This is a genomic window from Psychrobacter sp. NZS113, assembly GCF_015864825.1.
Taxonomy (GTDB): Bacteria; Pseudomonadota; Gammaproteobacteria; order Pseudomonadales; family Moraxellaceae; genus Psychrobacter.
Genome location: NZ_JADYWL010000003.1, coordinates 415,699 through 425,189 on the forward strand (window position 1 = coordinate 415,699; position 9,491 = coordinate 425,189).

Annotated in this window: 7 protein-coding genes and 3 tRNA genes; 3 read left to right on the forward strand and 7 right to left on the reverse strand. The window is 42.5% G+C overall.

The genetic code is table 11. From position 1 onward, the window contains the following. Positions 1-53 precede the first annotated feature (53 nt). From betB to I6E61_RS06810, 3 genes are all read right to left on the reverse strand, one after another. Positions 54-1,568 (reverse strand): betaine-aldehyde dehydrogenase, encoded by a 1,515-nt coding sequence (gene betB, locus I6E61_RS06800; protein ID WP_227685712.1) that lies wholly within the window; start codon positions 1,566-1,568, stop codon positions 54-56. A gap of 238 nt (positions 1,569-1,806) precedes the next feature. Beyond that, positions 1,807-2,382, reverse strand: a complete 576-nt coding sequence (locus I6E61_RS06805; RefSeq protein ID WP_197131964.1) for a TetR/AcrR family transcriptional regulator — start codon at positions 2,380-2,382, stop codon at positions 1,807-1,809. A gap of 1 nt (position 2,383) precedes the next feature. Next, on the reverse strand, positions 2,384-2,728 hold the full coding sequence (locus I6E61_RS06810) for a multidrug efflux SMR transporter (RefSeq protein ID WP_110924296.1): 345 nt from the start codon (positions 2,726-2,728) through the stop codon (positions 2,384-2,386). Positions 2,729-3,265: 537 nt separating this feature from the next. Between I6E61_RS06810 and I6E61_RS06815 the strand changes: the two genes are divergently transcribed. The 3 genes from I6E61_RS06815 to I6E61_RS06825 all read left to right on the forward strand — a co-directional run bounded on the left by I6E61_RS06815 (position 3,266) and on the right by I6E61_RS06825 (position 5,058). Then, positions 3,266-3,341, forward strand: a tRNA-Asn gene (locus tag I6E61_RS06815). 191 nt (positions 3,342-3,532) lie between these two features. Beyond that, positions 3,533-3,886, forward strand: a complete 354-nt coding sequence (locus I6E61_RS06820; protein WP_197131967.1) for a CopG family transcriptional regulator — start codon at positions 3,533-3,535, stop codon at positions 3,884-3,886. 437 nt (positions 3,887-4,323) lie between these two features. After that, positions 4,324-5,058 (forward strand): hypothetical protein, encoded by a 735-nt coding sequence (locus I6E61_RS06825; RefSeq protein WP_227685713.1) that lies wholly within the window; start codon positions 4,324-4,326, stop codon positions 5,056-5,058. A gap of 287 nt (positions 5,059-5,345) precedes the next feature. Here the strand turns inward: I6E61_RS06825 and I6E61_RS06830 are convergent. From I6E61_RS06830 to I6E61_RS06845, 4 genes are all read right to left on the reverse strand, one after another. Next, positions 5,346-5,436, reverse strand: a tRNA-Ser gene (locus I6E61_RS06830). A gap of 83 nt (positions 5,437-5,519) precedes the next feature. Continuing rightward, positions 5,520-5,610: transfer RNA gene (locus tag I6E61_RS06835), tRNA-Ser, on the reverse strand. A 182-nt stretch (positions 5,611-5,792) separates the two neighbouring features. Continuing rightward, a complete protein-coding gene (locus I6E61_RS06840; RefSeq protein WP_227685714.1) occupies positions 5,793-6,959 on the reverse strand; it encodes a type I glyceraldehyde-3-phosphate dehydrogenase in 1,167 nt (388 codons plus the stop codon). 183 nt (positions 6,960-7,142) lie between these two features. Then, complete coding sequence (locus tag I6E61_RS06845) at positions 7,143-9,077, reverse strand: AAA family ATPase (protein WP_197131969.1); 1,935 nt, start codon at positions 9,075-9,077, stop codon at positions 7,143-7,145. Between the last annotated feature and the right edge of the window lie 414 nt (positions 9,078-9,491).

Below are 9,491 nucleotides of genomic sequence, written 5' to 3' on the forward strand. Positions count from 1 at the left end.
TGAACTACTTTACTGATTAAAAAACTGATCAAAAACTTTCTCAATAAAAGTAATTAAAAGACTGATTCAAACGCGCCTAACTCTACTTGGATAGATTTGGTCTGCGTATAGTGTTCAAGGGCTTCAATACCGTTTTCGCGGCCAACACCTGAGTGCTTGTAACCGCCGACTGGCATTTGAGCAGCTGATTCGCCCCATGTATTTAACCAGCAGATACCCGCTTCAATTTGAGCGATGACTCGATGTGCTCGGGTCAAGTCAGCAGTCACGACGCCAGCTGCCAATCCATATTCGGTATCATTGGCACGGCGAATAACTTCTTCTTCAGTCTCATAAGTCAATATCGACATTACTGGGCCAAATATTTCCTCACGTACGATAGTCATCTCATCGGTGCAATCAGTGAATACCGTCGGTGCGACGAATGCGCCATTTGCCAATTCGCCTGTTGTCACACGGTCACCACCTGTTAGCAGTCGTGCGCCACTGGCTTTACCTTGCTCGATATAGCCAAGCACTCTTTCCATATGCGGGAAGCTAACTAGTGGGCCCATGTTGATATTTTTATCCATTGGATCACCCAACTTAATACGCTCAACACGTGTTGAAATAGCCTGCTCAAACTTAGCTTGCATCGCTTTAGGAATGAACACGCGCGTACCATTGGTACATACCTGACCACTGCTATAGAAGTTCGCCATCATCGCGATGTCCGCCGCCGTATCGATGTCCGCATCATCAAAGATAATCAATGGCGATTTACCACCCAGCTCTAATGTCACGTCTTTAAGAGATGATGATGCCGCACTCGACATGACTTTTTTACCTGTCGGTACGCCACCCGTAAACGAGACTTTGGCGATATCAGGATGCTGAGTTAAGGCCTCACCTACTTTATAATTGCCTTGCACGACGTTGAATACGCCATCTGGTAAACCTGCTTCTGTCAAAATTTCTGCCAGTTTCAATGCAGTTAACGGCGTCACTTCTGATGGTTTGAATATCATCGCATTACCAGCAGCTAGTGCTGGTGCTGCCTTCCACATCGCGATTTGAATTGGGTAATTCCATGCACCAATACCAGCGACCACACCAAGTGGCTCACGGCGGGTATAGACAAAGCTAGTATCACGCAATGGAATCTGACGACCCTCAATCATCGGTGCAAGACCCGCATAATACTCAACGACATCGGCACCAGTGACGATATCCACGTACTTAGTTTCAGAATACGCTTTACCTGTGTCTTTGGTCTCAAGTAATGCCAATACATCGTTGCGTTCGCGCAGTATGGCTACTGCATTTAGTAGAATGCGGCCACGCTCAACCGATGTCATCGCCGCCCAAACTTTTTGACCTTTTTGCGCTGCTTTAACAGCCTCGTCGATTTGCTCATTGGTCGTTTGTTGAACGGTAGCTAACAGCTCACCTGTCGCTGGATTGATATCTTCAAAAGTAGCCAAAGATTCATCGACAGCCAAATAACGACCATTGATATAAGCGGTTTGTATTTGTTCTAAATCAATAATGTCTGTTAAATTATTTGAGTTTGTATGAGTAGCTGTCATGGAGTGCTCCTTACGACGACTGGTACAAGTGCTATAAAAGCGCGCCTACCGAATAATTTCGTCATGGTTTCAGTTTTAAAAATAAAAGTTACATCGTTATATGATGACAAGTCGTTATGTGGTTAAAATTAGTTATGTGGCTAAAATTTATTACGTGATTAAAAGTTGTTATATAATTATCAGTTATTCTTTATAAATAGTTTGAGTGCGGCACTTTAATGAACGCGCTGCATCATCCTTACGAATCAAAACCACGTTGCGTCATTTTTATTAGACGCTCACGTAGCGATTTCTTATCCGAGATATTGATACCTGAAAAGTCAGAAAGCCAAATCCCATCAGCGACCAACCGCACCATACACAATGTCTCAGTATTATCGGTTGCTTCATGCTTTTGTAATTGCTCATTTGCCCACTTGGCCCACAATTTACGCATCTCACTATCACCTAGCATCAATACATATAGCGTCGCTTGACTGTCAAACTCTTCCTGCCCTTTTTCGCCTAGACTGATAGTGGCATCTATATAAGCGCGGGTAAAAGAGCCATAACTCACTGGATCTTTCGCCATTGCGCTATCTACCTCTGCCTCAAACTTCGCCATCGCATCATGAAACACTTCAAGAATGAGCGCGTTTTTAGTAGCGAAATGATGCATGATGCCGCCTTTAGTCACCCCAACCGCATCTGCCACGGCTTGAAAGGTGACTTTAGACAACCCTTGCTCTAGCGTTATTCGTGCAGCCTGATCGAGCAGTGCACGACGAATAACTTCTGGTTGTTTTTTGCGTTTATGAGCGTTTTCAATTTCCATATCAGTGCACCACAGAATTAGAGAGTAAATTCATTACCATGACACCGCCTACAATCATGGCAATACCAACCACTGCTGCCGTATCAAGGCTTTGTTTAAAAAACACTAAGCCGACGAGCGATGTTAGTACGATTCCGAGTCCGCCCCACAGCGCATAGGCAATACCAAGCGGTATAGTCTTCAGGGTCTGCGTCAATAAGTAAAATGAGATGACATAAAGCAAACCCATAATGAGCGTCGGTACCAAACGCGTGAACTGCTCTGACTTCATTAGGAAGGTAGTGCCGATCACTTCACAAATGATGGCAATGGCTAAGTAACCATAAGCAATAGTGGTAGGACTCATATTTAACATACCTTTTAGAATCAAGCATATTTCTCGATTCAATATCAATTGGTCAAAGTAAATTGTTTGAGCATGCATTAAAGATACCGTACGGTCGGTATTCTATAGACATATTCTAGCAATGTGAAGGGCTAACTCATAAGTTTTTTGTTTCAAGTGATGTATGGATTGCGTTAATATTCAAAAAGATAGACAAGTTGTCTAATCAAATATAGGCCTGAAACCTAAGCGCAAAGGCGAATAAAGGGTTGCTTGACCATCTTTCAAAGTCACTTTTTCTTTGGCTAATACGTTTAATAAAAGTATCGACGGCTCAGCCAATAAATAAGAATTTCAGATTCACCTATCTACCAGAACTGCCTATTCAACGGGCGATAACGAGCTATTTTGAATTAATTACAACAATATTGATAATTAATGGTGTAATAAGGTTGACAGCCTATGATGACTTGGCTAAAATACGCCCCACATAACGCAAACAAGATAAGCAATTGTTCTTATATAATGCTTACTAAACTTACTGTTATGACAACTTATTCTCCAATAGCTCAGTTGGTAGAGCAACGGACTGTTAATCCGTGTGTCCCTGGTTCGAGCCCAGGTTGGAGAGCCATATACTGAGAACCTTCATCATTACTTGATGAAGGTTTTTTTTATGGTCGTCATTTATAACTGTGATGGTCATAATATTCGCATGGCTACTGTGTTCTTTTGTGCATTTTTGTTGTATGGTAAGTGAAGTATTGATTGGGTTAATTTTTGTCTGAGCGCTTTACTCCTACTCACTAAAAGTAATGGTTTATTATGATACCTGTACGTGTAAAAAATAAATTTTCTGATCATCCACAAAAAATCATGCGCCCAGTCAGCATTCGCCTGTCTGAAGAAATGATTTCGCTACTAGAAGCGACTTCGTCGGATTTAGGTTTTAAACGTATCCAAGGTCTTATCCGCCTATATATTCGTCAGGGTCTTGATCGTGATCATCAGGATTATACGTTAGCCCATGATGAAGTTTTTATCGAAACACTACGTAAGCGCGGTGTTAGCCAGCATATTATTGATGAGGCTATTGTTGTGACGCATAACAATAATATTACGCATTCATTGTCTGAGCTGCAAGAAAACGACCAAGCTAATGACCAAACCAATAACTAGATAGCTGAGTTAAAAGCAACATGCCAATGGGTATTGAATAATAATAACGGTTCAAAACCACTATTAATCATCCAGTTTTACGACTTTTAATAAAAAAAGACTGAGTCCGCCTAATCGCACTCAGTCTTTTTTTATGGGCATCATAAACATATCCTTTGCTATTTCTTACTATTATTCGCTTTGACCAACACCACTCCTACCCCTTTCTGCTGTTCACGAACGTAAGAACATACCTATTTTATTTCCATACCCCCTTTAGCGATAACTAAACACAAGCAATCATCAAACGAGGTATATTAATAAAAAAACTACTATAGTCGTTTCAATATAATGTCGATATCAGAAAACCAAGCGAAGATGACGATGTAGTAGATTTATATAGACGTGATTATATTATTGCTCTTTATTGTTCATAAAGATTTACAAGGAGGTGTACGATGATGGGTTTATATCAGCGTTTAGACAGAGCGTTGTTACTAGCGGTTGCGTTGGCAGTACTGCCAGTCGTTTCTGCGTGCTCACAGCCGCAAACAGATCCAAACAAAAAAACAATACCAACCAACTCAGACCAGTGGCAAAAAGAGCTCGGTACTACCTTTGAGCAGCTACCCAAGGCTGATCAGCAAGTCCTTAGCCGCTATATGTTACGAATGAAGCTGAGCGGCGCTTATGAGTCAGGCGCGATGCCACGTACCACTATCAAACAAGCCCTCATACAGCAGCGTGAATACGAGCGCTTACATCCAAACAATCCTACGGGTAAGAAGAGCCCTATCGTCAAGGGTCAGCAAGCAGCAACCGCTAATGCACAGAATTACCCTATTGCCCTGCTGCCAGTCAAGACCAGCGACGACGATAGCCTAAACCAAGTAAAACTACAGTTCATGCTATCAAACCACGGTCAGGTCGCTATTCAAAGCTTTAGAGGGACGCTAATCATGCAAGACGCGCAGCTGACGAAAGGCAAAAGATTCAACGTGCCTTCGACACCGTTTGATCCGCCCATTCAACCAGAGCAGTCTGGCAAAATTATCATTGAGAGCAGTATAGAAGACATCAACGTCATGCGCGCCATAAAAAACACCAAGGACATGACCATTATGATTAGCGAAGGTGTTTTAACATTAGAGGATGGACAAACCGTGGAGTTTGATGAGTCACTAATGAAATAAATGACGTCATTGCTAGGGCGTGTCATCAATTAGCACATTAATACATTTAGTGGCCTTAAAATGGCTAAATTTTGCTAAACATCGTCAGTAATTTTGTCAATATGTTCATATTAACGGCAATTCTTTCCTTGTTTATCTACAATTTTTCTCATTTTAAGCCTCACAATCTAATTGATGACATGCCCTAGTTCATTACAAGTTAGTTCATCGCAATATCATTAAAAAAGCCATTGGAAAAGAACGTAAAAAAAGCCCCAATCAATAGTGATTGAGGCTTTTTTCGAATTTGGAGGAGACGGAGAGATTCGAACTCTCGAAGGGCTACAAACCCTTGTCGGTTTTCAAGACCGGTGCATTCAACCACTCTGCCACGTCTCCATAGGTGCATCATTATAACGATATAAAATAAAAATGCAACAAAAAAAGCCGCAATCATTATGAATGATTGCGGCTTTCGAATTTGGAGGAGACGGAGAGATTCGAACTCTCGAAGGGCTACGAACCCTTGTCGGTTTTCAAGACCGGTGCATTCAACCACTCTGCCACGTCTCCATTGGTGGACTATTATAGCGATATAACATGAGAATGCAAGCAATTAATTTAACGAATTTAAATTATTTTGCTGCTATCGTTGATTCCGTTTAAAAGAGCGTAAAGGCAACTGAGTGCAAAGGTAGAGTTGATATTTCAAGCCATGTTAACGCTGTCACTCTTTTATAAAAAATTGACTATATTTATAGAGGATTGACTATAGGTTTTTTATTAGATGCCAGATGTAGGCACATATCTAGCAGTCTATTGGCATAACCCCATTCATTATCATACCAAGCAAAAACCTTATATTGCTCACCCACCTGCATCAACTGCTGCCCATCGATGATAAGCGACTCTGTCTGATGGATGAAATCACTTGAGACCAATGGCTCCTCGGTATAAGCCATAATATCAATCAAACCACCTTGGCTAGCCGATTTCAGCACGTCACGAATGTCATCGACACTCACGTTAGGCGCATCAAACACAAAAGTCACGTCAATAGCGGCAACATCGATGGTTGGTACACGTATTGAATGCCCATTTATTTTGCCTATCATCGACGGCAGCACCCGCTCGGTCGCAGCGATACTGCTAGACGTGGTCGGAATAATATTATAACCAGAAGCCCTTGCGCGTCTCGGATCTCGATGTGCCTGATCGAGTACCGTTTGGTCGGCCGTGACTGCGTGAATCTCGGTCATCATGGCTGATTTAACACCAAATGCAGTATCGAGGGTCGCAATCAAGGGTACCAATGCTTGCGTGGTACAAGAAACACTTGAGATAATCGGCAGCTCACGCGTTAACTCATCCGTGTTGACGCCCATCACTATACAGGCATCCACATCATCAAAGGGCGCTGCACCAATAATCACTTGCTGCGCGCCAGCCGCTCTATGCAGCTGAGATTGCTCATAAGAGCGGAAATGACCTGTACACTCTAGTACCACATCAACACCTAGCGCTTCCCAAGGTAGATTTTTCGGATCTGCCTCCGACAGCATGTTAATACAGTAGGTTAGATTACTCTTCGTCAGACAAAGCTGAGTCTTACTGGTATCGTCGGCTCCACTCTCTACAATCTCGGCACTCACACCCAGTCGACTCAAACGCCCATGCGTACTATCAAACTTTAATAAATGCAGCAAGATATCCGCTGGCGCTAAATCATTAATCGCCACTACATGAATCGCACGACCTAACACTTCAAAGCGCTCTAGCAATGCGCGCAATACATTGCGCCCTATACGTCCAAAACCATTAATAGCCACTCTCAATGGCTGTGTGTGCTCACCAGTGGCATAAAGCGCTGCTACGACAGGGTCAGACGTTAATTGATAGGTGGCGCTAGAAAAATCAGGCATAACAAGTTATCGCTATAAAGAGAGATATAAAATTGAGCACTGCAATTTCAGCACTACACTGGAACAAAAACCATGCGCTTTAATGGTTTTAACAATAGGTTCAATATTAGGGCATGTTGCCCATTCACAAGTAGGCACACAATTAGGCACTGATGATTGCCATAGTCGAATGTTTAACAAGCGCTAAGGTGTTATAAAGATAAGTGCCAATCGAATGGTATTGTAGTCAATGCTTTGCTTCAGATGGTCAAATATCGGACGCAGCTTAATACTACCATCATCATTAAAATCATTTGGATTATTGGCAACTTTAATCACCACATAAGCATTACCAACGGCAGTCATCACCTCGTCTTCAGGACGCAAATGATCACAAGCCAAGCTTGGGTCTTGAGATTTTAACTCGCCGATATGGCGCATGATGGTGGATTGTGACAGCTGACGGGCTTGAGAGATTTCTGCAATAGACAGACTCTCTTCTAATAGTATTCTAGTCGCTAGCAATGTACTGTCCGACTTATCAGACACCTGATTGCCCATTTTTTGCTTTTTATCTAGCTGCGCCTGTTGTTGCTCGCGGCGCTTCTTTTGTAGATTGGCATAGCCATCAATCACTGACTTACTCAGTGTACCGCCTGACTTTAGAACGAACTTCTCATGTGCCTGCGTCATACTCTCTTCATCGAGCATCGCATAATTAGCATCAGCTTCCTCAGATAGCACCAGAAATCGCTTGTCTGCACCGCGAGCTAATGGATCCAGCTGCAAGCTCATGTCGTTCATACCCAGCAACTGCAATCCTGCTAGCGACTTGAGCCTTGATAATGCCACATAGCCCTGCCCCAGCTCAAAGGTACGCGACAAATCTATCTCAGCAGCGTCCAGTGTCATGCCTTGTGACTTATGAATAGTAATCGCCCATGCCAGACAAAGCGGCACTTGCTCATAGCTTGCTAGCACTTCACCTGTCTCATCTTCGATAATCCACTCTTCAGGCTCAGCGATGACTTCTCGTCCTGAATTGAGTCTTACCACTGGCATTTTCTGTGTCGTTGGCTTTTTGGCTTTTGGCTTTTCTTTGTCTTTTTTGGTTTTACTTTTTGTGCTTTTGGCAGATGCTTCATCACTGTCGGCAGTGATGTCAATATCGTCAGCTTCAATCAAAGCCTCACTGGTATCTTTGCTATCGTCGATTTTCACCGCAGCAAAACCTATCAGCTCACCCATCGTACCGTTAGAGACACCAAGCTCGGTGTTGTTTTTGATAAACATCACCTTTGAGCCAACTTTGAGCACTAAATCATCTTGGGTACGTACTGTCTTTTTGAGTGTCTCAACCAGCTTACTATCACCCGTAGACGTGGCTTCAAAGCGCATCATCTCACCAGACAGTGCCGCCAATTCTTTATCATTGATTTTATTGACGTTGAGATTATGCGTATACAGACGAGTACGCTTGATATCGACGTCTTGGTCAAAGGTCGCTTCTAGCGCAGCAATCGCATCAAAAGTGACTTCTTGACGACGAATTTGGTTCAAAATATCGTCCAAATCAAGACCGCCGTTGGCCGCCTCACTCACTTGTCGATGCTGCTCAGATAAATAACAAATATGAAACTTGGCATCCAGCCATGCCTCAGACATAAAAGCGAATTTTTCACGGTTGCTCTCGCCTTTGCTACCTATCGGTGGTAACTGAAAAAAGTCCCCTGCAACCACGACCTGAATACCGCCAAATGCTTTATCATTTTTGCGAATATGTTTGAGTACCTGACTCACTAAATTAATCTGCTTGGCATGCAGCATCGATATCTCATCAATGATGAGTACCGCCGTGTCCTTTAATCTATCTGCTAAAAACTGTTTGCGTGATAGCGTGGTCAGGTCTCGGTCACTTAGCTCATCTTTGATACCGATACCCGACCAGCTATGAATGGTCGTACCGTTCATATGTGTGGCCGCAATCCCCGTACTGGCAGTGACCGCCACTGGCACACGGCGTGCGCGTAGATAATCGATGTATTGATTGAGTGTATAGGTCTTACCTGAACCTGCTGAGCCAGTCAAAAAGACATTTTGACCTGTTTTTAGGATATCAAGAGCAGAAGATTGACGCATATATTCAAACCAACCAATAACTTAGAAGAAAAAGAAAAGAGAGCAGCCATCAGCAATTTTATAAATGCCGTAGCCTAAAATATTGGCAATAATTATAACAGCTACATCAGCTTTACGAACCCTTTTAACTGACACATTTTCCATAACTAAATTTTATGAGTCTATTGATTAGTTATTATTAAAAGTGAGTATAACTCTGCTCAAAAGTTGAGTAGTATGAAGTGAGAACTCAACCAGGAAGGTTCGAAGTTTCAGTGGCGATAAGATAAGCATTTATTTTACACGGTGATGTAATAAATAATTGCTTATATATGACTTGCCTCATACATAAAACAATAAGGAGCAGTTAATGTTATATCCCTATCCAAATACAGAAAAAAGCCAAGTCCAATTCCGAGAAAAATATGACAACTT

Bases quoted from the DNA above. Each gene is read 5' to 3' on its own strand.
- betB (WP_227685712.1), bottom strand. From the start codon at position 1,568: ATGACAGCTACTCATACAAACTCAAATAATTTAACAGACATTATTGAT.
- I6E61_RS06805 (WP_197131964.1), bottom strand. From the start codon at position 2,382: ATGGAAATTGAAAACGCTCATAAACGCAAAAAACAACCAGAAGTTATT.
- I6E61_RS06810 (WP_110924296.1), bottom strand. From the start codon at position 2,728: ATGAGTCCTACCACTATTGCTTATGGTTACTTAGCCATTGCCATCATT.
- I6E61_RS06820 (WP_197131967.1), top strand. From the start codon at position 3,533: ATGATACCTGTACGTGTAAAAAATAAATTTTCTGATCATCCACAAAAA.
- I6E61_RS06825 (WP_227685713.1), top strand. From the start codon at position 4,324: ATGATGGGTTTATATCAGCGTTTAGACAGAGCGTTGTTACTAGCGGTT.
- I6E61_RS06840 (WP_227685714.1), bottom strand. From the start codon at position 6,959: ATGCCTGATTTTTCTAGCGCCACCTATCAATTAACGTCTGACCCTGTC.
- I6E61_RS06845 (WP_197131969.1), bottom strand. From the start codon at position 9,077: ATGCGTCAATCTTCTGCTCTTGATATCCTAAAAACAGGTCAAAATGTC.